This is a genomic window from Streptomyces sp. CA-249302 (genome assembly GCF_050936785.1).
In the GTDB taxonomy this organism is placed as follows: domain Bacteria; phylum Actinomycetota; class Actinomycetes; order Streptomycetales; family Streptomycetaceae; genus Streptomyces.
The window spans coordinates 10,365,470-10,390,114 of the sequence record NZ_JBNJMG010000001.1; the positions used below are offsets into that span (position 1 = coordinate 10,365,470).

Here is a 24,645-nt window from a genome sequence, read left to right on the forward strand (position 1 = left end):
CTCCAACGGGCGTCACGTCGACGGATGGATGGCCCCGGCCGTGGCCGCGAGCGGGGTGCCGCTGCCGCCCCAGCGCAGGGCGACGATCTCGGCGGCGACGGACACGGCGACCTCCTCGGGCGTACGGGCCCCGAGGTCGAGGCCGACGGGGGAGCGCAGCCGGGCCAGCTCGCCGTCGGAGAGCCCGGCGTCGACCAGGCGTTTCATCCGGTCGTCGTGGGTACGACGGCTGCCCATCGCCCCGATGTACGCGGCCGGCCGACGCAGCGCCTCCTCAAGCAGCGGCACGTCGAACTTGGGGTCGTGGGTGAGGACACAGATCACCGTGCGCTCGTCGGTGTCCGTACCGTGCAGGTAGCGGTGCGGCCAGTCGACGACCACCTCGACGGCGTCCGGGAAGCGTTTCGGCGTGGCGAACACCGGGCGGGCGTCGCAGACCGTGACCCGGTAGCCGAGGAAGCTGCCGATGCGGGCGACCGCGGCCGCGTAGTCGATGGCGCCGAAGACCAGCATGCGCGGCGGCGGGGCGAAGGAGTGCAGGAAGACGGTGACCGTGTCCTCGCGGCGCTCACCGCGCGGGCCGTAGTGGCGCAACCCCGTTGCGCCGAGGGCGAGTTCACCGCGTGCGTCGGCGGTGACGGCGACGTCCAGGCCGGTCGAGCCGAGCGTGCCGGCCACGTTGTCCGGCCAGACGGCGAGGGTGGCCCCGATCGACGCCGGGCCGTCCGTCACCGTCGCCACGGTCACCGGGCGGCCCGCGGCGACCGACTCCGCCACCTCGGCGAACCCGGGGTCGGTGTCCTGCGTGACGGGCCGGACCAGCAGGGTGATCTCGCCGCCGCAGGTCAGCCCGACCGCGAAGGCGTCCTCGTCGCTGTACCCGAAGGTCTCGAGCCGTGGCTCACCGTCCGCCACGACCTCCTTGGCCAGCTCGAACACCGCGCCCTCGACACAGCCCCCGGACACGCTCCCCACCGCCTCGTCGCCGGGCCCCACCGCCATCGCGGCACCGGGGTCGCGCGGGGCGCTGCGGCTCACGCCGACGACGGTCGCGAGGCCGAACGGGACCCGGGCCGCGTACCACTCGGCCAGCGTCGGGAGAATCTCACGCACGTTCCGCTCCTTCCACGGGGGCCGGCCCGGCCCCGCGTACCACCGCCGCCAGCCTCTCCAGCGCCGCCAGACTGTGCCCCTCGACGAACGCGTCCACGCTCGGCAATGCCGCCGCCATCCCGGCCGCCAGCGGCGCGTAACCGGGCCGCGCCTTGCGGGGGTTGGCCCAGATCACCCGGTGTGCGAGCCGGTGCAGCCGGCGCATCTGGGCGCCGAGCAGCTCCGGGTCGCCGCGCTCCCAGCCGTCCGACAGCAGCACCACGACCGCGCCGCGTGCCATGCCCCGCTGCCCCCAGTGGTCGAGGAACTCCCGTAGCAGCTCCCCGAGTCGGGTGCCGCCGCGCCAGTCGGGCACGGCCGCCGCGAGCGCGCTCATCGCCAAGTCGGGGTCGCGGTGCGAGAGTTCGCGGGTCACCCGGGTCAGCCGGGTGCCGATGGTGAACACCTCGGTTCGGGCGCCGCGTTCGGCCCGGGGGAGCGCCGCGGCGTGCGCGAAGCGGAGCAGCACATCGGCGTACGGTGCCATCGAACCGCTGACGTCCACCAGCAGTACGACCCGACGCGGCCGGTCGGCCCGGGTGTGCCGGTGAAGCCGCGCCGGCTCCCCGCCGCCGCGCAGCAACTCCCGTACCGTCCGGCGCGGATCGACCGGCCCGCGCCGGGCGGGCCGCCGCCGCGCGCTGCGGCGCGTCTCGCCGCGCAGTGCGAACGCGGCCACCAGACGGCGCAGTTGCTCCCGCTCGGCGGGATCCAGCTCGGCGACATCGCGATGGCGCAGGACCTCGGCGGAGCTGGCGAGGGCGGCGGCGGGCGGGGCCGGCTGCCGGTCCGGCCGGGCGGCGCCACGAGGCACGGGACCGTCCCGGACGACGAGCCGCAGCCGAGGCGGGGGAGCCGAGGTGAGGGTCCGCCCATTGGGCACGGCACCGTCGAAGTAGGCCGCGAACACCCGCTCGTACCGCTCCAGATCGTCCCGCCCACCGCACAGCGTCAGCCGCCCCGCCCAGTACACGTCCGCCCGCATCCCGGGCCGCAACTCCCCGACGGCCCGCAGAAAGGCGTGCACCCGCTCGGCACTCGCGTCGACACCGGCCGCCCGCAGGGCACGGGCGAAGCCGAGAAGCGCCGCGTCACCGCCCGGGCCGGGGTGCGCTTCCATCCCGCTCACGCCCCTCGACCCTTGAGAACCGCCGCCAGATCGAGCCCCCGCGCCCGCTCCGCGTCCTCCCGGTACTTCAGCACCGAGCCCAGCGTCGCCACCGCCAGCTCCGCGTCCACCTCGTCCGCGCCTAGCGCGTCGAGGGCCTGCGCCCAGTCGATCGTCTCGGCCACGCCCGGCGGTTTCAACAGGTCCTGCGAGCGGAGCGCCTGCACCAGCACGGTCACCTGTTCCGCCAGCCGGGCCGACACACCCGGCAACCGCCGCCGCACGATGGCCAGTTCACGGGCGAAGCCGGGATGGTCGAACCAGTGGTACAGGCAGCGCCGCTTGAGCGCGTCGTGCACCTCGCGGGTGCGGTTGGAGGTCAGCACGACCACCGGGGGAGTCTCGGCGCGCAGGGTGCCGAGCTCCGGGATCGTCACCGAGAACTCCGACAGCAGCTCAAGCAGAAACGCCTCGAACTCGTCGTCGGCCCGGTCGATCTCGTCCACGAGCAGCACCGACGGGTCGGTCTCCAGCGCCTTCAGCAGCGGCCGGGCGACCAGGAAACGGCGGTCGTACAGCTCGCTCTCCAGGCGCTCCGCGTCCTTCACCCCGGCCGCCTCGGCGGCCCGCAGATGCAGCAGCTGACGTGGGAAGTCCCAGTCGTACAGGGCCTGTGAGGCGTCGATGCCCTCGTGGCACTGGAGACGGATCAGCGGCGCCCCGAGCGCCTCGGCGAGGGCGGAGGCGAGCGCCGTCTTGCCGACGCCCGCGTCGCCCTCGCAGAAGATCGGCCGGTGCAGCCGCAGGGCCAGGAAGCAGGCGACGGCCAGCCCGTCGTCGACGAGATACCCCGTCTCCTCCAGGCGGGCCCGCACCTGCTCCGGGCCGTCGATGTCCGCGATCGCCTCTCACCCCATTCCGGAGGCGGCCAGCACCGCCCGTTTGGTCAGCACCCGCGCCAGGTGCTCCCGGTACTCGGACGACGCGGACACGTCCTGCGGCGGCCGGACGCCCTCCGCTGCCGCGTCCGAGGCCTGGGCGACGGCCTGCGTGTCCCCGGCTCCGGAGAGGGCCTCCTCGGCCGCCGTGGCTCGCACCGGGGTCGCGCCCATGTTGGTGAGGCCGACCCTGGCCTCGGCGATCCGCCCGTCGTAGCGCCGCACCAGCGCGGCGACGCCGACGATCGCGTAGGCCTGCGCGACCCGGTGGAACTTCTCGTAGTGGAAGCCCCAGCCGTCCGTCTTCGGCACCCGCACCTCGACGAGGAGTTCGTCGGGCCGGAGAGCGGACTGGAGGTAGTCGACGAAGAAGTCCCGTGCCGCGATCGTGCGCCGCCCGCCCGGGCCCTGCGCGACCAGTTCACCGTTGAGCGCCAGTACGACCGCTGGGAGGTCCCCGGCCGGATCGGCGTGCGCGAGCGAGCCGCCGAGGGTGCCCCGGTGCCGTACCGCCGGATCCGCGACGGTCGCCGTGGCGGCCGCCAGCAGACCGGCATGGCGCCGCACCAGCGGGTCACGGATCACGTCGTGGTGCGTGGTCATCGCGCCGATGGCCAGCGTGTCGCCGTCCTCGCGCACCCCGCGCAACTCGGGGATGCGGCCCACGTCCACGACCAGCTCGGGGAAGGCCAGCCGCAGCCTCAGCAGGGGCAGCAGGCTCTGGCCGCCGGCCAGCACCTTCGCGTCCTCGCCCGCGTCGGCGAGCGCGCGCACCGCCTCGTCGACGCTGCTCGGACGGGCGTAGTCGAATACCGGAGGAATCATGACCGGGCCTCCCTCACCGCTCGCCAGACCCGTTCGGGCGTACAGGGCATCCGGATGTCCTGGACGCCGAACGGACGCAGCGCGTCCACGATCGCGTTGACCACGGCGGGCGTGGACGCGATCGTGCCCGCTTCACCAACTCCCTTGACTCCCAAGGGATTCGAGGTGGCCGGCGTCTCCGTCCGCTCGGTCGTGAACTCGGGCAGGTCCGCCGCCGACGGCACCAGATAGTCGGTCATGGTGCCGGAGACCAGGTTGCCCTCGTCGTCGTACACGGCCTCCTCGTACAGCGCCTGCGCGATGCCCTGCGCCAGCCCGCCGTGCACCTGGCCCTCGACGATCATCGGGTTGACGACCTTGCCGACGTCGTCGACACATACGTACGACCTGATCCGTGACTGTCCGGTCTCGGTGTCGACCTCGACCGCGCACAGGTGGGTGCCGTGCGGGTAAGAGAAGTTGTCCGGATCCACCAAGTGCTCGGCGTTGATGGTGGGTTCGAGGCCGTCGGGCAGGTCGTGCGAGGTGAACGTCTCGAAGGCGATCTCCTGGATCGTCTTACGGGCGTCCGGCGAACCCTTCACGGAGAACACGCCGTTCGTGAACTCCAGGTCGTGCTCGCTCGCTTCGAGCAGGTGCGCGGCGATCTTCCGCGCCTTGTCGACGACCTTCACCGCCGCGTGGTGCACGGCCGCCCCGCCCACCACGAGCGAGCGCGAACCGTAGGTGTCCATGCCCTGCGGGGCCGCCTTGGTGTCGCCGTGCACCACCTCGACGTCCTCGAACGGGACGCCCAGCACATCGGCGGCGATCTGGCTCCAGCAGGTCGCATGCCCCTGCCCGTGCGGGCTGGTGCCCGTGACCACCTCGACCTTGCCGGTCGGCAGCATCCGGATGGTCGCCGCCTCCCAGCCACCGGCCGCGTACCGCAGATCCCGCAGCACCCGGCTCGGCGCGAGCCCGCACATCTCGGTGTACGTCGACACACCGATCCCGAGCCGCACCGAGTCGCCCCGCCGGTTGCGGTCCGCCTGCTCGGCACGGAGCTTGTCGTAGTCGAACAACGCGAGGGCCTTCTCGGTCGCCGCCTCGTAGTTGCCGCTGTCGTACGTCAGACCCGCGATCGACGTGTACGGGAACTCCTCGTGCCCGATCCAGTTCCGGCGCCGCAACTCCACCGGATCCAGGCCGAGTTCGACCGCCAGCTCGTCCATGATCCGTTCGATGGCGTACGTCGCCTCCGGGCGCCCGGCGCCGCGGTAGGCGTCGGTCGGCGTCCGGGTCGTGAAGACGCCGGTGCACGTGAAGTCGTAGGAGTCCATCTTGTAGATCGCCGGGTACATGAAGGCGCCCAGGATCGGGATGCCCGGGGTGACGAGCATCAGATAGGCGCCCATGTCGGTGAGCAGGTCGACCTTGAGGCCGAGCAGCTTGCCGTCCCGGTTCGCGGCGATCTCGATGTCCTGGATCATGCCGCGGCCGTGGTGGGTGGCCAGGTAGCCCTCGGAGCGGGACTCGGTCCACTTCACCGGGCGGCCGGTCTTCCGGGCGACCGCGAGCGCCAGGGCCTCCTCGCCGTACACCTGGAGCTTGGAGCCGAAGCCGCCGCCCACGTCGGGGGCGACCACCCGGAGCTTGTGCTCGGGGATGCCGGTGACCACGGCCATCATGATCCGCACGATGTGCGGGATCTGCGTGGACGAGTAGAGCGTGTACTCGCCGGACGCGGCGAGGGGGTCACCACGACCGCACGCGGTTCCATCGCGTTCGGGATGAGCCGCTGGTGGTGGTAGCGGCGCTTGACCGTCACCTCGGCGCGCTGCCGTACGGAGTCGAAGTCCTCGCCCGTCTTCAGGGGCCATACGTAGCTTCGGTTGGTGCCCTTGTCGGAGTGGACGAGCGGGGAGTCGTCCGCGAGCGCTGCCTCCAGGTCCAGGACCGGGGAGAGCGGCTCGTAGTCGACCTCGATCGCCTCCAACGCGTCGGCTGCCGCGTACCGGTCCCGGGCCACCACGAGCGCCACCGGGTCGCCGGCGTAACGCACCTCGTCGACGGCGATCGGCGGATGGTCGGGCAGCACGATGTCCTCGGTCACCGGCCAGGCGCAGGGCAGCGAGCCCAGGCCCTCGGCGAGGTCGGCGCCGCTGAACGCGGCGATGACACCGGGGCGTTCGAGGGCCGGCGAGACGTCGACGCGGGTGATGCGGGCGTGCGCCATCGGGCTGCGCAGGATTGCCATGTGCAGCAGTCCGTTGACGCTGATGTTGTCGGTCCAGTTGGTCTGCCCGGTGATCAGCCGGGCGTCCTCCTTGCGCGGCCGGGCGCGCCCGACCTCCGGTTCCACGGCCTGGTCGGTCATGCCGGGACCTCCTGTTCGGAGGCGGCCTGTACGGCCCGCACGATGTTCTGGTAGCCGGTGCAGCGGCAGAGGTTGCCCTCCAGGCCGTGCCGGATCTCGTCCGCGCTGGGGTGCGGGTTCTCGCGCAGCAGGTCGCGCGCCGCCATGAGCATGCCCGGCGTGCAGTAGCCGCACTGGAGGGCGTGCTTCTCGTGGAAGGCCCGCTGGAGCGCCGACAGCTCCCCGTCCTTCGCCAGCCCCTCGACCGTGGTCACCTCACCGCCGTCCGCCTGGACGGCCAGTACGGAGCAGCTCTTGACGGTCACGCCGTCCAGTTCGACCGTGCACGCCCCGCAGTTCGAGGTGTCGCAGCCGATCGGGGTGCCGGACAGGCCGAGGCGGTCACGCAGGTAGTGGACCAGGAGGAGACGGGGTTCCACTTCGTCCTGGTAGGTCGTGCCGTCCACCTTCACCGAGATGTGGGTCATGTGCCCTCCAGTGGCCGTGCGGGCGGGAAAGCGAGGGAAACCAGCGACCAATCGTGATGTACGTCACTCTATGACCGCGCACGTGAGGGGGCGAGTGGTCGGGCGGGGTTCGTTGAGCGCTCAAAGAGGCGTCCCCAAAATCCTGAAACTTACTCAAGAGTCAGAAGTATTGACGATGTCCGGAGATCGCCGGACTGTAGTGGACATGCCGAATATCCGGGCACGTCTGCTCGTTGTTCTGGTTGTCCTCAGCGGATTCCTGACGGTCGTGGGCGCCTCGCCCGCCTCCGCCGCCACGGTCCCCGACTCCCTCTCCTTCGACGGCACGGCGCTCACCGTCTCGAACGGCCGCTTCGTGGACGGCAACGGCCGCGAGGTCGTGCTGCGCGGCTACAACGTCTCCGGCGAGACCAAGCTGGAGGAGAACAGCGGTCTGCCCTTCGCGTCGGTCGCCGACGCGAAGAAGTCCGCGACCGCGCTCCGCGCCCTGGGCGGCGGAAACTCCGTCCGCTTCCTGCTCTCCTGGGCCCACGCGGAACCCACGCAGGGCCAGGTCGACTCCGCGTATCTGGCCGCCGTCACCGACCAGATACGCGCCTTCCTCGACGCCGGCATCCGCGTCTACCCCGACTTCCACCAGGACCTCTACTCCCGCTACCTCTTCAACTCGGGCAGCTGGTACACCGGCGACGGGGCGCCCGAGTGGGCGGTGGAGCTGGGGGACTACCCCCAGGAGTCCTGCGGGATCTGCCTGTTCTGGGGGCAGAACATCACCCAGAACGGGGCGGTGACGGCCGCCCAGTACGACTTCTGGCACAACGCCTACGGTCTCCAGGACGCCTTCCTGGCCACCGCCCAGAAGACCATGACGTACATCCGGCAGAACCTGAACACCGAGGAGTTCACCGGCATCGTCGGCTTCGACCCCTACAACGAGCCGTACGCCGGCACCTACGACTCCGGGCAGACCTCCCGTACCTGGGAGCAGAACCTGCTGTGGCCCTTCTACCAGAAGTTCCGGGCCCGGATGGACGCGGCCGGCTGGCAGGACAAGCCCGCCTTCGTCGAGCCGAACCTCTTCTGGAACGCCAACATCGACTCCCAGAAGCAGGAGGGCGGACTGCTCGACGCCGGCACGCTCGGCTCGCGCTACGTCTTCAACACCCACTTCTACGACCAGAAGGCCATCTCCGGGATCCTGATGTGGGGCAACGCCTCCGACGGGCAGTACTCGACGAACTTCGGCACGATCCGCGACCGGGCCTCGGCCGCCGGGACCACGGCGATCGTCAGCGAGTTCGGCCATCCGCTCTCGGGTTCGGTGTCGGGCAAGGCGCCGACCGTCGACAAGGCGATGTACCAGGCCCTCGACTCCCGTCTGCCCGGCTCCAGTTGGTGGTCCAGCCCGTCCTCCTCCGGGCCGGTGCTGTCGGGCAACCAGTGGCAGTGGGACATCTACAACGGGCGCCACAACGAGCTGATGAACGACAACCCCGACAAGGTGCTGACCTCGGGCGACGCCTGGAACGACGAGGACCTGTCGGCCGTCGACATGACCGACTCCGGCACGGTGACGCTCCGCCAGGACGCACGCCTCCTCGACCGCGTCTACCCGAGCGCCACCGCCGGCACGACCCTCGCCTTCACCTACGAGGACCGTTCGCGCGACGGCTCGACCACCCTCACCTGGAACCCGGTGCCGAGCTCGCTGCCGAACGTGTCCACGCTGGTCGGCTCCGGCCAGTACGGGCTGCTGGTCTGGAAGTCGGGCTCCGGCTCGGCACCCACCGAGCTGCACCTCCCGGCGTCCTTCCCGACCGCGACGACCACGGTCGTCTCCGACCTGGGCACGGTCTACGGCCCGCCGGCCTACACGAGCTCCACGCCGGTCGGCGCGACCACCGAGCCGGGCGGCACGGGCAGCCGACGGCTGCTGCTGACCGACTCCGACTCGGGCGTCCTGCACTACGCGCTGGTCACCAACGGGGCCACCTCCCCGTCGGCGAGCCTGCTCAGCGCGGCCAAGTCCGAGCTGGCTGCCTGGGCGGCGGCACGCTTCTGACGGGGCGGCCCGGGCGGGCCGGCTAGCCGGGGACCTTCTCCGACACGCCCGCCCGGGACTCCTCGGCCGGGGTGCCGCGACCCGCGTCGCGCATCCGGCCGTACGCATAGACGCAACCGGCGAGCGCGAGGTCGGACAGCAGCATGAAACCGATCGAGTACGAGCCCTTGGCGCTGTAGACCGCGCCCATCACCAGCGGCGGGACGAAGCCGCCGAGGCCGCCCATCGCGCCGACGATGCCCGTCACGCTGCCCACCTGCGGCTGCGGGGTGACCCGGGCGACCAGGGCGAACACCGAGCCGCTGGCCGTGCCCAGGCCGGCCGCCATCACCAGCAGGCAGATCGTCGCGCCGGGCGTCAGCTCGGGGTCGAAGGCCTGGACGATCGCGAGGAGGGCCACGACGCCCAGGGCGAAGGAGGTGACCACCGCAGGGTGGATGCGGTCGGCGAGCCACCCGCCGATCGGCCGGAACACCACGGTGACCACCGCGAACCCGGCGGCCTTGGTGCCCGCGTCGGTGGGGCTCAGCTCGTACCAGGTCTTGAGGTACGTCGGCAGGTAGACCCCGAACGCGACGATGCCGCCGAAGCCGATCGCGTACAGCGCGGAGAGCTCCCAGGTCACCCGCAGCCGGCCGGCCTGGGCGAGGCGCTGGGCGAGCGGGGTGGACGGGATCGGGCGGCCGGGCCGGTCGTTGATCAGCAGGGCCGCGAGTACGGCGTAGACCGCGAGGGCGATCGCGAGCACCAGGAACGGGAGGTTCTCGCTGTGCTTGAACATGCGCGGCGTGAAGTACCCGGACGCGGCCACACCGCCCATGCCCATGCCGAAGACGCCGAGGGCGGCGCCCCGGTGGGCCGGCGGGAACCAGGCGTTGACCAGCGGGACGCCGATGGCGAAGGTCGTACCGCCGAGGCCGAGGAAGAAGCCGACCGCGATGAGTGCGCCGTAGGAGCTCTTCGCCGGGATCAGCAGCAGCACCGGCACGATCGTCAGCGCGCTCAGCAGCGGGAACATCAGCCGGGCGCCGTAGCGATCGGTGAGGGCGCCGACCGGGATACGGCCCACCGAGCCGACCAGGACCGGGACGGCGACCAGCAGCGACTGGGCGGACGAGCTCATGTGCAGGCGGTCGTCGAAGTCGCCGGCCAGCGGGGCGATCAGGTTCCAGGCCCAGAAGGTCAGGCCGAAGCCGAGGGTCGCCATCACGAGGTTGCGCCAGGCCGCGGGGGGCGGCCGCTCCGTCGTGGACGGAAGGTCGCTGATGGGGCCGGTCATGGGCACGCTCCCAGCTACGCCGTGCGGGCACCCGGAGCCGACGGCGGCGCGGGTGCGTCCGATCTCCCGACAACGCCTCTCATGATCGGCGGTGACCGGTGCGCCCGCATCTCGGAGCGTGCGGCGGCGCCGGAGGAGGGAGTCCGGCGCCGCCGCGGTCTCAGCCGGTGGACGGGCCTGTCCAGTCGGACTGCACATGCCCCAGCCGCACCCGCTGCGGATGGTCGCCCACCGCGACGGAGGTGACCTTCTGCCCTGTCGCGAAGTCGATGGCCGTGACCTGGTCGGCGCCGCTCTCCGAGACGATGCAGTCCTTGCCGTCGCCGCTGACCGTGGCCCAGTAGGGCTTGGAGGCGGTGACCAGCGGGCCCTCCTGGAGGGTGGTCCGGTCGACGACCGTCGCGTAGTCGTCCATCGTCCCGGCGACGCACAGCTTGGTGCCGGCCGGGTTCATCGAAATGCCGTGGTGGCGCGAGTCGTTGACCCAGGTGGTGCGGTCCTCGCTGGTCGCCGGGTTCTTCGGCAGCGTCTTCATCCGGGTGATCTTGTCGGTGGCGACGTCGTACTCGAGGAACCCGTTGAAGAAGGACACCTGGAAGTACAGCTTCGACTCGTCGGGCGAGAAGACGGCCGGACGCACGGCGTCGGAGAAGTCCGTGAGACCGAAGGCGTCGAGCCGGTCCCGCATGTCGATGATCTTCACTTGCTTGTACGTCGTCGCGTCCACGACCGTGATGTGCCGGTCGCCCTTGGTCCAGTCCCAGGCCGGGTCGTCGAGGGAGGTGTTGACGTCCCCGATGGCCATGTTCCAGATGTACTTGCCGTCCTTGGTGAAGATGTTCTCGTGCGGCTTGTCGCCCGTCGCGAACGAACCGAGCTGCTTGCCGGTGTTGATGTCCAGCACGTGCACGGTGTTCGCGGTCGAGGCGGAGACCGCGACCCGGGTGCCGTCGGGGGAGACCGCCATGTGGTCGGAGCGGTAACCCGACACGGGGAAGCGCCAGTTGATGCTTCCGGTGGCGAGGTCGATGGAGACGACGTCGGCGAAGCTCGGCCGGGAGACGACCACCGACTTGCCGTCCGGCGTGGAGTACATGTCGTCGACGAACTGGTCGTGGCCCTCGCCGACGCCGTTGCGGATCGCCATGAAGTAGATCCACTTGATCGGGTCGGCGTTGATCTCCGCCATCCGGGCGTCCTTGTCCGGGATGACGTTGAGCCGGCCGACCTTGGCGAAGTCGCCGGACGACTTGATGACGTCCGCGGTGCCGTCCCAGTTGTTACCGACGAACAGCACCTCACGGAGGGCGGCGGCGGAGTCGGCGGCGTTGGCGGCGTTGGCGGCGGTCGCGGGGACGGCGATGGTCAGGACGAGGGCGGCGGCTACGGAGCAAAGGTGCCTGGATCTGAAGGCAGGCATGGCTGCTCTCTCCTCTGGGGTGACGGGGGCATGCCAAGCAGAGGCGTGGCGTGAAGGGCTGGGCAAGATTCTGAAAAGAAGCGCCTTCAGATTCTTACTTACTGGAAAGTAAGGAAGAGGCGCCCTTCTCCACAAGACTGCGTACACGACAAAATTGGGGATCAGGCGACAAAGGAGGGTCCGTGACGGGGAGGCTCAAGGCGCCGACGGGGCGGTACGGCGGCAAGACCGCCGCTCAGCGGCAGGCCGAGCGGCGCGGGAGATTCCTGGACGCCGCGCTGGAGCTGTTCGGCGCCGACCCCGGCTACCGGGCGACGACGGTCGCCGCGCTCAGCGAGGCGGCGGGACTGTCGACGCGTCAGTTCTACGAGGAGTTCCGCACCCTCGAGGACGTGCTGGCCGCGCTGCACCTCCAGGTCAACGACTGGGCCGAGACGGCGGTCCTGGCCGCGTTCGCCGAGGCGGAGGGCCGCCCGCTCGCGGAACGGGTGACCGCGATCTTCCGTGCCTACGCTGCGAACGTCACCGGGGACCCGCGCCGGATCCGCATCACCTTCGTCGAGATCATCGGCGTGAGCCCGCGGCTGGAGGAACAGCGCCTGGCCCGCCGCGCCCGCTGGGTCGACCTCATCTGCGCCGAGGCGGACGCGGCCGCGGCACGGGGGGAGGCGGCCCGCCGCGACTACCGCATCGCCGCGACGGCGTTCATCGGCAGCGTCAACGGGCTGCTGCACGACTGGAGCGCGGGGTGGGTGGAGGCGACCCTCGACGAGGTGGTGGACGAACTGGTCCGGCAGCTGCTGTCGATTCTGCGGCCGACGGGGTGGGAGCCGGGGTGACCCGACGGACGAAGCCGAGTGGGAGCCGGGCTGATCCCAGGAGCGCTCCCTAGGGCCCCGACCGCCCCACCGCCTCCAACACCGGCCCCGCCCCGTCCTCTGCCCGGATCCGCGCCCCCAACTCCGCCGCCCGCCGCGCGAACGCCGGATCCCGGGTGGCCCGCATCAGCGCCGGGCCCAAGGTGGCGGCGGTCAGCCGGCGCAGGGGCAGGGCACGCGGCGCCACCCCCAGGCTCACCAACCGGGACGCCCAGAAGCCCTCGTCGAACTGGATGGGCACCGGAACCGCCGGCACCCCTGCCCGCAACCCCGCCGCCGTCGTGCCGGCGCCCGAGTGGTGGACCACCGCGGCCATGCGGGGGAACAGCGCCGAGTGCGCGACCTCGTCGACCGTGAGCATGTCATCGCCGGAGGCCTCCAGGTCGGCCCAGCCGCGCTGGATCACGCCCCGCAGCCCGGCCCGGCGCAGGGCGCGTACGACGGCGGCACTCAGGCGCGCCGGGTCCGGGACGGTCGCGCTGCCGAGACCGACGTACACCGGAGGCGGGCCCGCGTCGAGGAAGTCCCGCAGTGGCGGCGGGAGTTGGGCCTCACCGTCGTACGGCCACCAGTAGCCGGTGACGTCCAGGCCCGGCCGCCAGTCGGACGGGCGAGGTACCACCAGCGGGCTGAAGCCGTGCAGGACCGGCCGCGGCTGCCGCTCCCGGGCCCGCCATGCCGCCGCGGCCCGCACACGGGGCAGTCCGAGGCGCTCCCGGATCTCGGGCTGGGCCCCGGCGAAGACCAACTCCACCGCCAGGCTCACCCCGTGTCCGGCGAGGCGGTTGCCCGCGCCGCCGAGCGAGCGGACGCCCAGCATCGGCGGGCCGAACTCCCTTGTGGGGGCCAGGGGTTGGAGCGGGACGTCCAGATACGGCAGTGACAGGCCGTCGGCGATCGTGTGGCCCAGCGGGCCCACCGAACCGGACAGCAGCAGCATGTCGCTCTTGCGGGCCGCGGCCACCAGGTCGTCCGTCATCCGCCCGACCAGCGCCCGCGCCATCGCGACCACCCGCACCAGCTTGCCCACGCCGGTCCCGCTCCGATGCAGCCCGCGCCCCCGCGAGGACTCCAACTCGGCCCGCGGGTCGACCGGCAGGGGGTGGAAGCGGACCCCCGACCCGGCGACCAGTGGTTCGAACCGGGCATGGGTCACCAGGGTGACCTCGTGCCCGGCGTGGGAGAGCCGGTGGCCCAGTCCGGTGTACGGGGCCACGTCGCCCCGCGAGCCCGCCGTCATGATCGCTACGCGCACGACGGTCAGTATGGCGCCGCGGAGCGCCGCTCGGCGAGAACGACCCGTGCGGAAAGGCCACTTCACGCCTGTCACATCCGTTGACTTCCTTCTCCGAGTGGCTCTACTTTCGGCCCGCGATATGTTCGGTTCGCCGATCCATGTTCGGTATATCGAATAACTGTCTTTGCCTGTCCGGGAGTTCCCCCGCCCGAAGGAGCCGCATGTACCCCCCGCCGCGAACGACCCGCAGAGGTCTCGTACGACACCTCAGAGCCACCGCCGTACGCCTTCTCGTCCTCGCTGTCACCGCAGCCGCCGCGCTTCTGTTCGCCGGGCCCGCCCCGGCGCAGGCGGCGGCGACCCGTCAGATAGCCGTGCCCTCCGCCCCGATGGGCTGGGCGTCCTGGAACAGCTTCGCCGCCAAGATCGACTACAGCGTCATCAAGCAGCAGGTCGACGCGTTCGTGGCCGCGGGCCTGCCGGCGGCCGGCTACAAGTACATCAACATCGACGAGGGCTGGTGGCAGGGCACCCGGGACAGTGCCGGGAACATCACCGTCGACGAGTCCGAGTGGCCCGGCGGCATGAGCGCCATCGCCGACTACATCCACAGCAAGGGCCTCAAGGCCGGCATCTACACCGACGCCGGCAAGAACGGCTGCGGCTACTACTACCCGACCGGCCGCCCCGCCGCCGCCAACACCGGCAGCGAGGGCCACTACGACCAGGACATGCTCCAGTTCTCCGAATGGGGCTTCGACTTCGTGAAGGTCGACTGGTGCGGCGGTGACGTGGAGGGGCTGGACGCGGCGACGACGTACCAGTCCATCAGCGACTCGGTCGCGAAGGCCGCGGCCGCCACCGGCCGTCCGCTCACCCTCTCGATCTGCAACTGGGGCAAGCAGAACCCGTGGAACTGGGCGCCCGGCGAGGCCCCGATGTGGCGCACCAGCAACGACATCATCATCTACGGCAACTCGCCGTCGATGACGAACCTGCTCTCCAACTTCGACCAGACGCTGCACCCGCTGGCCCAGCACACCGGCTACTACAACGACCCGGACATGCTGATGGTCGGCATGGACGGCTTCACCGCCGCCCAGAACCGCACCCACATGAACCTGTGGGCGATCTCCGGCGCCCCCCTCCTCGCCGGCAACAACCTCGCCACGATGACGACGGAGACCGCCAACATCCTGACGAACCCCGAGGTCGTCGCCGTGGACCAGGACGCCCGCGGGCTCCAGGGCGTCAAGGTCGCCGAGGACACCACCGGACTCCAGGTGTACGGCAAGGTCCTTTCCGGCACCGGCAACCGCGCCGTCGTCCTGCTCAACCGCACGTCCTCCGCGCAGAACATCACCGTGCGCTGGTCGGACCTGGGTCTGACGACCGCCTCCGCCACCGTCCGTGACCTGTGGTCCCGTACGAACATCGGCTCCTACGGCACCAGTTACACCACCAGCGTCCCGGCGGGCGGCTCGGTGATGCTCTCCGTCACCGGCGGCACGGAGGCGTCGAGCAGCACCTACACCGGCACGTCCAGCTTCTCCGGCGTGGTGGCCGGCAACACGGGCGTGAAGGTCGTGGACGTCGCCTACACCAACAACACCTCCGCCGCCGTCACCGGCACCCTCAAGGTCAACGGCCAGGGCACGACGACCGTCTCCTTCCCGCCGACCGGCTCCTCGCAGGGCACCATCTCGGTCATGGTCGGCCTGGCCAAGGGCTCCTCGAACACGCTGACCTTCACCAGCGCGCCGACCCTCGCCGACATCACCGTCCGGCCACTGGCCGGAGCCAACGGCAACCAGGTGGTCGGCAGCCAGTCGAGCCGCTGCCTGGACATCTACAACAACACCATCACCAACGGCACCCAGGCCGAGATCTGGGACTGCAACGGTGGCCAGAACCAGGCCTGGACGTACACCTCCCGCAAGGAGCTGGTGGTGTACGGCAACAAGTGCCTCGACGCCTACAACGAGGGCACGACCAACGGCACCAAGGTCGTGATCTGGGACTGCAACGGCCAGAACAACCAGAAGTGGAACGTCAACAGCGACGGCACGATCACCAACGTCAACGCCGGGATCTGCCTGGACGCGTACAACAACGGCACGGCCAACGGCACGCTCCTCGACCTGTGGGCCTGCAACGGCCAGACCAACCAGAAGTGGACGCTGAACTAGCTCCGCCCGCTTGGCCCGTCCGGGTGGACCCGGGCGGGCCGGGCACCCTGATCACCGGTCCCCGGTGCCGTCCCGCCGACCATGACGGTCGGCGGGACCTGTCGGTCTCCGCGCCGGAACAGCGAGGGCGGAGGCACGGATGCGCGGCAGGGGACTCACGGGTGGCGTGCTCGCCGTACTCCTGGCGGTGTGTCCGCCGCCGGCGTCACCGCAGACCGCCCGCGCCGACGAGACGACCGTCTCCGCGGACACCTACCGCACCGGCTGGGACACCAACGAACCCGGCCTCGCCCCCGACCAGGTCGCCAGTTCCGACTTCGGGCAGCAGTTCTCCACCACCGTCGACGGGCAGGTCTACGCCCAGCCGCTGGTGGTCGGCAGGACGGTCGTGGCGGCCACCGAGAACAACAAGGTGTACGGCCTCGACTCGGCGACCGGGGCGATCACCTGGACCCGGAACCTGGGCGCGCCCTGGCCGGCGTCGGCCATCGGCTGCGGCGACCTCGTCCCCAACCTCGGTGTGACCTCGACACCGGTGTACGACGCGGCCACCGGCACCGTCTACCTCACCTCGAAGGTCAACGACGGCGCGGACACCCAGCACCCCAGCTGGTACGTCCACGCCCTGAACGCGAGCACCGGCGCCGAACGCACCGGCTGGCCCGTGAAGGTGGCCGGCGTGCCGGTCAACGACCCCGGCCGCCCCTTCAGCGCCTTCACCGCCGGACAGCGCCCCGGCCTGCTGCTGATGGGCGGCTCGGTCTACGCCGGCTTTGCCTCGCACTGCGACGTCAAGCCGTACGTCGGCTATGTCCTGGGCGTCAACACCTCGACCCGCAAGCAGACCCTGTGGGCCACCGAGGACTCCTCCGCCAACGGCATGGCCGGCATCTGGATGAGCGGCGGCGGCCTGGTCTCCGACGGCCCCGGACGCATCCTCTTCTCCACCGGCAACGGCATCTCCCCGGCACCCGGCCCCGGCTCCAGGCCGCCGGGCCAGCTGGCCGAGTCGGTGGTCCGGCTCGGCGTCAACAGCGACGGCACCATGTCCGCGCAGGACTTCTTCAGCCCGAGCAACGCCCCCACCCTCGACCAGAACGACACCGACCTCGGCTCGGGCGGCCCCGTCGCCCTGCCTGGTCCGACGTTCGGCACGAGCGGCCATCCCCATCTCCTCGTCCAGATCGGCAAGGACGGGCGCCTCTTCCTCCTCGACCGCGACGACCTGGGCGGCCGCAGCCAGGGCGCCGGCGGCACCGACAAGGTGCTCGGCGCCTTCGGCCCGTACGAGGGCGTCTGGGGACACCCGGCGGTGTACGGCGGCAGCGGCGGTTACGTCTACACCATCGGCAGCCGCGGCCTCCTGCGCGCCTTCCACTACGGCACCACCGGTTCGGGCCTGCCCGCCTTGAGCAACACCGGCAACAGCGCCGAGAAGTTCGGCTACACCTCGGGCTCGCCCGTGGTGACCTCGACCGGCACGACACCGGGTTCCGCGCTCGTGTGGGCCGTCTACTCCGACGGTTCCAACGGGGCAGGCGGCCAGTTGCGGGCGTACGACGCCGAACCCGTGAACGGCACGCTGAAGCTGCGCTGGTCCGGCCCGATCGGCACCGCCGCCAAGTTCTCGGTGCCCGCGACCGACGGCGGCCGGGTCTACGTCGGCACCCGGGACGGCCACGTCCTTGCATTCGGACGACCCTCCAACGCGGCGCTGATCGGGGACGCCGTCGACCTCGGGAAGGTGCCGGTGGGGGAGAGCGGCCAGGGCACGGCCACCGTCACCGCCACCCGGGACGTGACGATCAGCGGGGTGAGCACCCCGTCCGGCAGCCAGTTCGCCGCCGCGCCCACCGGGCTGCCGCGCACCCTGCACACCGGCGACACCTACTCGCTCCCCGTGACCTTCTCGCCGACCACGCCCGGCGCGGACACCTCCGTCCTGAGCTTCGCGACGGACGTCGGCGACATCGGCCTCGGGCTCACCGGGTACGGCACCAGGCCCGGCCTCGCCGCCGCACCGTCCTCGCTGGTCTACGGCACCGTCGCGACCGGTACGAGCAAGACCCTCGGGGTCAGTTTCACCAACACAGGCACCGAGGCCGAGACGGTCTCGGCGAGCGTGCCGCCCGGCGGACCCTTCAGCGCCGATGGTCTGCCGGCCGACGGCACGGTCGTCGAGCCGCAGCAGTCGGTCACCGTGCAGGTGACGTACACGCCGACCGCGGCCGGCGACGACTCCGGAACCTTGTCCGTCACCGGGCAGAACGGCACCGCGACCGTCGACCTGACCGGCACCGCGGTCGCCGGCGAGGCCCGGCTGACCGTCACGCCCACCTCGACCGACTTCGGGCAGGTGAAGGTCGGCCAGTCGGTGACGAAGACCTTCGACATCAGCAACACCGGCAACATCCCGCTGACCATCACCAAGGCGGCGCCGCCCGCGGCCCCCTTCCACGTCACCAACCCGATCAGCGAGGGCCAGGTCCTCGGACCGGACGACGTGGTGCACCAGTCGGTCACCTTCTCGCCGACCTCCGTCAGCGCCGTCACCGGCACCTACCAGCTCACCTCCGACGACGGCCGCGGCCCGCAGAACGAGACGCTCACCGCGACCGGAACCGCCGGCACCGGAGTCGTCGTACCGGCACCCGGGGCGGGCGGCTGGAAACTCAACGGCGCCGCCCAGCTCTCCGGCGACGACCTCCAGCTCACCCAGGCGAGCACCTACCAGGCGGGCTCGGCGGTCTTCCCCGTCCCCGTCCTCACGGACGGCCTCACGGCGACGTTCACGACGGTCGTCGGAGGCGGCACCGGCGCCGACGGCCTCACCTTCAGCCTGATCGATCCGGCCCGCGCGACTCCAACTGCCCTGGGCGCCAAGGGCGGTGGCCTCGGCTGGACGGGAGTGCCAGGAGTCGCGGTCACCGTCGACACGTACAAGAACGGCAACGATCCGTCGGCGAACTTCGTCGGCATCGCCACCGCGGGCACCGGCACCACCCTGACCTACGCCTCGACCGCGACCAACGTGCCCGCTCTGCGCTCGGGTCCGCACGCCGTGGCCGTGTCCGTCTCCGGCAAGACCCTCACCGTCACCATGGACGGAACCCAAATCCTCAGGACGACGGTGGCCTCGCTGAGTCCGACGGCCTTCGTCGCCTTCACCGGCGGCACGGGCGGGAAGACCGACATCCACGCCGTGCGGGACGTGGCCGTCACCGCGTCCTCGTATGCCGTACCGCCGCCCGGTCCCAACGGCTGGACGTACAACGGCAGCGCGGCTCTCTCCGGCACCAGCCTCGTGCTCACCCCGGCCACCGCGTCGGTCAAGGGCTCGGGCGTCCAGGCCACCGCCGTACCCTCGGCCCGGCTGCGCGCCCACTTCACCGCCACAATCGGTGGCGGCACCGGCGCCGACGGCCTCGCGCTGCTCCTGCTCGACGCGTCCAAGGCGACCTCGACAGCGCTGGGCGCGGGCGGCGGCGGGCTCGGCTACGCGGGCCTGCCGGGCCTCGCCGTCACCCTCGACACCCACAAGAACGGCACCGAGCCGTCGAACAACTTCGTCGGCATCGCCACCGCGGCTACCGGATCGGCCCCGCACTACGTCGCCACCTCCACCGCCGTCCCCAACCTGCGCTCCGGCACCCACACCATCGACGCCAACGTCACCAGCGCCGGGCACCTGGTGGTGAGCGTCGACGGCACGCAGGTCATCGACAAGGCGGTGAGCCTGCCGAAGAACCTGCTCGTCGGATTCGCCGGCGCCACCGGCAGCAGCACCGACAAGCACACCGTGACCGGCGTACGTATCGCCTACTGACCGCCGAAGGAGCCCCCATGCGCAGACTGCTGACGCCCCTGCTGACCGCCGCGGCCGTCCTGTGCTGCCTCGGCGCCGCACCCGAACCGCCGCCCCTGACCGTCATGTTGGGCGACAGCGACACCCTGGGCCGCGTGCTCACAGACCTGTCCGGCCACACGCTCTATCGCTATGACCTGGAGGCCACCGGCGACGTCGAATGCCTCGCCCCGTGCACCGACACCCGTCGTCCCCTCCTCGCGGAGGCCGCCGCCGAACTCCGGCTCCCGCCCGGCATCGCGGGCGCCCTCGGCCGGATCACCCGCCCCGACGGCACCGGCGACCAGGTCACCTACGACGGCTCACCCCTGTACACCTACACCGGCGACACCCAGCCCGCCGAGACCGACGGCGTGACGTTGCAGTGGCACGCCGTCCGGCCGAGGGACGCGGCGCGCTAGAGCAGCGGCAGGAGCACGACGCCCACCGCTGCGAACAGGGCGAGCCCCAACAGGCAGACGGCGAGCGTCCGTTCGCGCAGCCTTTGATACGCCGCCTCGTACTCGGCGCGCAGTTCCCGGCCCCGTTCGGCAGTGTGCTCCCAGGAGACGCGGGCGAGGGCCAGGTACTCCGCCTCGAAACGGCGCTCCACCTCGGCCCGTTGGCCATCGGTGAGCCAGTCGAGCGGGGTGGTGAAACGCCGAGCGGCCGCGTGGCTCTCGTCGCGGACCGAGGCCAGGAGCAGGTGACCCTCGATGTCGTTGAGGAAGGCCTGTGCGTCGACGGGGTGTTCGTCCATGGCCGTCACAGGGACGTCAACTCCCTTGCGGCTGCGCCGGGTTCGGGGTGGTGCAGGTCGAAGGCCGGGGACTCGCTGCGGATGCGGGGGAGAGTGAGGAAGTTGTGGCGCGGGGCGGGCAGGAGGTCGCCCACTCCAGGGAGCGGCCGTAGCCCCAGGGGTCGTCGGTGTCGACCTGCTCGCCGTATTTGGCGGTCTTCCAGACGTTGTAGAAGAAGGGGAGCAGCGACGAGCCCAGCAGGAACGAGAAGATCGTCGAGACCGTGTTGAGCGTGGCGAAACCCTCGACCGCCAGATAGTCGGGGATCCGGCGCTGCATGCCCTCGGCGCCCAGCCAGTGCTGGACCAGGAAGGTGCCGTGGAAGCCGATGAACAGGGTCCAGAAGGTGATCTTGCCGAGGCGCTCGTCCAGCATCCTCCCGGTGAACTTGGGCCACCAGAAGTGGAATCCGGCGAACATCGCGAAGACGACCGTGCCGAAGACCACGTAGTGGAAGTGCGCCACCACGAAGTACGAGTCCGAGACGTGGAAGTCGATCGGTGGGGACGCGAGCATCACGCCGGTCAGGCCGCCGAAGACGAAGGTCACCAGGAAGCCCGTGGCCCACAGCATGGGCGTCTCGAACGACAGGGAGCCCCGCCACATGGTGCCGATCCAGTTGAAGAACTTCACTCCGGTCGGTACCGCGATCAGGAAGGTCATGAAGGAGAAGAAGGGGAGCAGGACGCCGCCGGTGACGTACATGTGGTGCGCCCAGACCGTCACGGACAGTCCGGCGATCGCTATGGTCGCGCCGATCAGGCCCGTGTAGCCGAACATCGGCTTGTGTGAGAAGACCGGAATGACCTCGGAGATGATGCCGAAGAACGGCAGCGCGATGATGTACACCTCCGGATGCCCGAAGAACCAGAACAGGTGCTGCCAGAGCAGCGCTCCGCCGTTGGCCGCGTCGAAGACGTGCGCCCCGAACTTCCGGTCCGCTTCGAGGGCGAACAGGGCCGCCGCCAGGACTGGAAAGGCGAGCAGTACGAGCACGGCCGTGAGCAGGACGTTCCAGACGAAGATCGGCATGCGGAACATGGTCATTCCGGGCGCGCGCATGCAGATGATGGTGGTGATGAAGTTGACCGCGCCCAGGATCGTGCCGAAGCCGGAGAGCGCCAGACCCATGATCCACATGTCGGCGCCGACGCCCGGTGAGCGGACCGCGTCCGACAGCGGGGCGTAGGCGAACCAGCCGAAGTCCGCCGCACCCTGCGGGGTGAGGAAGCCACCGACCGCGATGGTCGAACCGAGCAGATACAGCCAGTAGGCCAGCATGTTCAGGCGCGGGAACGCCACGTCCGGGGCGCCGATCTGGAGCGGCATGATCCAGTTCGCGAAACCCGCGAACAACGGGGTCGCGAACATGAGCAGCATGATCGTCCCGTGCATCGTGAACGCCTGGTTGAACTGTTCGTTCGACATGATCTGCAGGCCCGGGCGAGCCAGCTCGGCGCGCATGAACAGGGCCATCACGCCACCGATGCAGAAGAACGAGAACGCCGTGACCAGATAGAGCGTTCCGATCGTTTTGTGATCCGTGGTCGTGAGCCACTTGAGGTTCCTCATGCCCCGCCTGTGTCCGGACCGGTCGAACCGGTCACACTCGATCGGTGCGACGAGCCTCACGAAGAAGGGTGTGACGATCCGGACGGTGCCGGACATGAACCGAACATGAGCAACGACGAGACCTTCGCCGCTGCCTATCGCGAGCACTACTGGGCGGTCAGCCGCTATGTCGCGCGGCGACTGGACGGGCGGACCAGCGAGGTGGAGGAAGTGGTGGCGGAGGTGTTCACGGTCGCCTGGCGACGCCGGGCCGACCTGCCGGTGTCCCCGCTGCCCTGGCTGTACGGCGTGGCCCGCAACTGCCTGGCCAACGCGGTGCGCGGATACGGGCGGCGGCGCCGGCTGATGGACCGGCTGGGCAACGACGAGACCGCGCACGGCCGGCAGATCGTGGACAGCCCCGACACGGAGGCGCCCGGGAGTTGGGTGCACGAGGCGCTGGCCCGGCTCTCCGAAGCCGACCAGGAGGTGCTGCGCCTGACGGCGTGGGAGGAGCTGGGCGTCGACGAGGTCGCCGTAGTGCTCGGCTGCGGCAAGCGGGCCGCGGCGATGCGGCTGCACCGGGCCCGGCGTCGGCTGAGAGCCGAGATCGACCGCATGCGCCCCGCCCTCACGACCGGTACGACAGCCACGAAGGAGCACCACCATGGCTGACGAACTCGAACTCCTGCGCCGCGCCGACCCGGTGCCGGTCGACGGCCCGCACTACGGCGACGGACCCCTGGACCACAACGCCGAACGGCGGCTGGCCGAGCTGCTGGGCCGACGGACCGCCGCCCGCCGGACCTGGCTGCGCCGCACGGTCCCCGCGCACCGCGCCCGGCTCGCCTGGGGCCTGGTCGCCGCGGCCGTCGTCACCGCCATGACACTGACCCTCGTCGTCAGTGGTCCCGGTACGCCGCCGGCCGTGGCGGCACCCCGTCCGCTGGTCGTGCAGGCCGACTCCACCCCCGTACCCCTGAAGGCGCTGGCGGAGCGGGCCGAGGCGGCCGCGGCCGACGGGTCGCCGAAGCTGCACAAGGGCACGCATGTGCAGTCGTGGAGCATGGGCATGAGCGAGGACAAGCCTCCGGTCACCCTCCCCGAGGAGCGCATCGTGCGCTGGAGGGCCGACGACAGCCACACCGAACTCGTGGTCGCGACCGACCCCCGGCACCCTGGCCGGCCCGTCCTCAGGGACGAGGGCGACGATCCCCATCTGGTCGAGGACGGCCACGTCATCAGTCGGCAGACGTATCCGCCGAGTTGGAGCGACGCCCCGCCGGAGTCCCCGCCGCCGCACGACGTCACCCGGCTGCGCGCCTACCTTCTGGAGGCCGCGTCCCTCCACGGCGAGCCGGACACCGGTGAACTCCTGGACGCCGTAGCGGTGTTGCTCGACCACTGGACCCTCGGCGCCCGCGAGTCCGCGACGCTCGCCCGGCTGCTGGCCGGCGCCGAGGGGCTGCGGCCGGTCGGGCAGGTGACCGACCGGCTCGGCAGGCGCGGGCAGGCGTACGTGTACGAGGGGTCGGGCCCCCGCCGGATGCTGATCATGGACCCGGCGACGGGCGCCGTCCTGGGCCTGGAGACCACCTTCACCAGGGCCGACCCCGAGTACGGGGTGAAGGCCGGCGACGTCATGGACTACAGCGCCTGGATGCGCTGATCACACGCCGAGCTGCCGGGCGGCGGCGTCGACGGTCTGCTCCAGCAGCGTGGCGATCGTCATCGGACCGACACCGCCCGGCACCGGCGTGATCAGGCCGGCCCGCTCCACGGCCGAGTCGAAGTCGACGTCACCCACGTTGCCCTCGTTGTAGCCGGCGTCGATCACTACGGCGCCGGGCTTGATGTCCTCGCCGCGGATCAGCCGGGGCCGCCCGACCGCGGCGACCACGATGTCCGCCTCCCGCACCACCGACGACAGGTCCCGGGTGCGCGAGTGGCAGTAGGTCACCGTGGCGTCGCGGCCCAGCAGCAGCATTCCGACCGGCTTGCCGAGGATGGCGCTGCGGCCCACGACCACCGCGCGCTTCCCGGCCGGGTCGACGTCGTACTCGTCGAGGAGGCGCATGATGCCGCCGGGCGTGCAGGACACGAAGCCCGGCAGGCCGAAGCTCATCGTCGCGAACGAGGCGAAGGTGACGCCGTCGACGTCCTTCTCGGGTGCGATCGCCTCGAACGCGGCCCGCTCGTCGATGTGCTCGCCCACCGGGTGCTGGAGCAGGATGCCGTGCACGGCGGGGTCGTTCGACAACTCGCGGAGAGCGGCGACGAGTTCATCGGTGGTCGTGGTCGCGGGCAGCTCCACACGGCGGGACTCGATGCCGGCCTTGCGGCAGCGGTTCTGCTTCATACGGACGTAGGTGACGGAGGCGGGGTCCGCGCCGACCAGTACCGTCGCGAGGCAGGGCGCGGTGCCGGTGCGTTCGGTGAGACCGGCCGCCTTCTTCGCGGTGGCCTCGACGATGCGCCGGGCGAGCGCGGTGCCGTCGATGAGCCGGGCCTGGGACATGATCCACTCCTGGGCTGG

17 protein-coding genes and 2 pseudogenes are annotated in these 24,645 nt (G+C 71.1%); 7 read left to right on the top strand and 12 right to left on the bottom strand.

Annotated elements, in window-relative coordinates:
- Nucleotides 1–12 precede the first annotated feature (12 nt).
- From ACQEWB_RS46925 to ACQEWB_RS46950, 6 genes and pseudogenes are all read right to left on the bottom strand, one after another.
- On the bottom strand, nt 13–1,113 hold the full coding sequence (locus ACQEWB_RS46925; RefSeq protein ID WP_432842605.1) for an XdhC family protein: 1,101 nt from the start codon (nt 1,111–1,113) through the stop codon (nt 13–15).
- Nucleotides 1,106–2,272, bottom strand: coding sequence for a vWA domain-containing protein (locus tag ACQEWB_RS46930; RefSeq protein ID WP_432844359.1), 1,167 nt, complete (start codon nt 2,270–2,272; stop codon nt 1,106–1,108). The genes ACQEWB_RS46925 and ACQEWB_RS46930 overlap by 8 nt, the downstream gene beginning before the upstream one ends.
- 5 nt (nt 2,273–2,277) lie before the next feature.
- The gene (locus ACQEWB_RS46935) at nt 2,278–3,162 is read right to left on the bottom strand and encodes an AAA family ATPase (protein ID WP_432844361.1); all 885 of its coding nucleotides are present in this window, start codon (nt 3,160–3,162) and stop codon (nt 2,278–2,280) included.
- Between the two features lie 6 nt (nt 3,163–3,168).
- Nucleotides 3,169–4,023, bottom strand: coding sequence for an FAD binding domain-containing protein (locus ACQEWB_RS46940; RefSeq protein WP_432842607.1), 855 nt, complete (start codon nt 4,021–4,023; stop codon nt 3,169–3,171).
- Nucleotides 4,020–6,382: pseudogene (locus ACQEWB_RS46945) on the bottom strand (xanthine dehydrogenase family protein molybdopterin-binding subunit). The gene ACQEWB_RS46940 and the pseudogene ACQEWB_RS46945 overlap by 4 nt, the downstream one beginning before the upstream one ends.
- Nucleotides 6,379–6,849, bottom strand: a complete 471-nt coding sequence (locus ACQEWB_RS46950; protein WP_432842609.1) for a (2Fe-2S)-binding protein — start codon at nt 6,847–6,849, stop codon at nt 6,379–6,381. Before ACQEWB_RS46950 ends, ACQEWB_RS46945 begins: the two are co-directional and overlap by 4 nt.
- A gap of 205 nt (nt 6,850–7,054) precedes the next feature.
- Here ACQEWB_RS46950 and ACQEWB_RS46955 point away from each other — a divergent pair, with 205 nt between their 5' ends.
- Nucleotides 7,055–8,911: a cellulase family glycosylhydrolase gene (locus ACQEWB_RS46955; RefSeq protein WP_432842611.1), complete on the top strand. Its 1,857-nt coding sequence runs from the start codon at nt 7,055–7,057 to the stop codon at nt 8,909–8,911.
- Nucleotides 8,912–8,933: 22 nt separating this feature from the next.
- Here ACQEWB_RS46955 and ACQEWB_RS46960 read toward each other — a convergent pair whose 3' ends face one another.
- Together ACQEWB_RS46960 and ACQEWB_RS46965 are read right to left on the bottom strand one after the other, a co-directional pair.
- On the bottom strand, nt 8,934–10,190 hold the full coding sequence (locus ACQEWB_RS46960) for an MFS transporter (RefSeq protein ID WP_432842613.1): 1,257 nt from the start codon (nt 10,188–10,190) through the stop codon (nt 8,934–8,936).
- 160 nt (nt 10,191–10,350) lie between these two features.
- Complete coding sequence (locus ACQEWB_RS46965; RefSeq protein WP_432842615.1) at nt 10,351–11,610, bottom strand: YncE family protein; 1,260 nt, start codon at nt 11,608–11,610, stop codon at nt 10,351–10,353.
- A 182-nt stretch (nt 11,611–11,792) separates the two neighbouring features.
- Between ACQEWB_RS46965 and ACQEWB_RS46970 the strand changes: the two genes are divergently transcribed.
- The gene (locus ACQEWB_RS46970; RefSeq protein ID WP_432842617.1) at nt 11,793–12,449 is read left to right on the top strand and encodes a TetR/AcrR family transcriptional regulator; all 657 of its coding nucleotides are present in this window, start codon (nt 11,793–11,795) and stop codon (nt 12,447–12,449) included.
- 49 nt (nt 12,450–12,498) lie between these two features.
- Here the strand turns inward: ACQEWB_RS46970 and ACQEWB_RS46975 are convergent, their stop codons facing one another.
- Nucleotides 12,499–13,728 carry a glycosyltransferase gene (locus ACQEWB_RS46975; protein WP_432844363.1) on the bottom strand — a complete coding sequence of 410 codons (1,230 nt, stop codon included), beginning with the start codon at nt 13,726–13,728 and terminating at the stop codon, nt 12,499–12,501.
- A gap of 218 nt (nt 13,729–13,946) precedes the next feature.
- Here ACQEWB_RS46975 and ACQEWB_RS46980 point away from each other — a divergent pair, with 218 nt between their 5' ends.
- From ACQEWB_RS46980 to ACQEWB_RS46990, 3 genes are all read left to right on the top strand, one after another.
- Entirely contained in the window at nt 13,947–15,914 is a 1,968-nt protein-coding gene (locus ACQEWB_RS46980) for an RICIN domain-containing protein (RefSeq protein ID WP_432842619.1), read from the top strand.
- A 139-nt stretch (nt 15,915–16,053) separates the two neighbouring features.
- Entirely contained in the window at nt 16,054–19,740 is a 3,687-nt protein-coding gene (locus ACQEWB_RS46985) for a choice-of-anchor D domain-containing protein (RefSeq protein ID WP_432842621.1), read from the top strand.
- A gap of 17 nt (nt 19,741–19,757) precedes the next feature.
- On the top strand, nt 19,758–20,180 hold the full coding sequence (locus ACQEWB_RS46990; RefSeq protein ID WP_432842623.1) for a COG4315 family predicted lipoprotein: 423 nt from the start codon (nt 19,758–19,760) through the stop codon (nt 20,178–20,180).
- Here ACQEWB_RS46990 and ACQEWB_RS46995 read toward each other — a convergent pair.
- Nucleotides 20,177–20,518, bottom strand: a complete 342-nt coding sequence (locus ACQEWB_RS46995; protein ID WP_432844365.1) for a hypothetical protein — start codon at nt 20,516–20,518, stop codon at nt 20,177–20,179. The two genes, ACQEWB_RS46990 and ACQEWB_RS46995, sit on opposite strands and share 4 nt — an antisense overlap.
- Nucleotides 20,519–20,523: 5 nt before the next feature.
- Nucleotides 20,524–22,130 (bottom strand): annotated as a pseudogene (gene ctaD / locus ACQEWB_RS47000) (aa3-type cytochrome oxidase subunit I).
- A 105-nt stretch (nt 22,131–22,235) separates the two neighbouring features.
- Here ctaD and ACQEWB_RS47005 point away from each other — a divergent pair.
- On the top strand, nt 22,236–22,784 hold the full coding sequence (locus ACQEWB_RS47005; RefSeq protein ID WP_432842625.1) for an RNA polymerase sigma factor: 549 nt from the start codon (nt 22,236–22,238) through the stop codon (nt 22,782–22,784).
- The gene (locus ACQEWB_RS47010) at nt 22,777–23,778 is read left to right on the top strand and encodes a CU044_5270 family protein (RefSeq protein WP_432842627.1); all 1,002 of its coding nucleotides are present in this window, start codon (nt 22,777–22,779) and stop codon (nt 23,776–23,778) included. Before ACQEWB_RS47005 ends, ACQEWB_RS47010 begins: the two co-directional genes overlap by 8 nt.
- Here the strand turns inward: ACQEWB_RS47010 and ACQEWB_RS47015 are convergent, their stop codons facing one another.
- Nucleotides 23,779–24,627 carry a bifunctional 5,10-methylenetetrahydrofolate dehydrogenase/5,10-methenyltetrahydrofolate cyclohydrolase gene (locus ACQEWB_RS47015; RefSeq protein ID WP_432842629.1) on the bottom strand — a complete coding sequence of 283 codons (849 nt, stop codon included), beginning with the start codon at nt 24,625–24,627 and terminating at the stop codon, nt 23,779–23,781.
- Nucleotides 24,628–24,645: the final 18 nt, after the last annotated feature.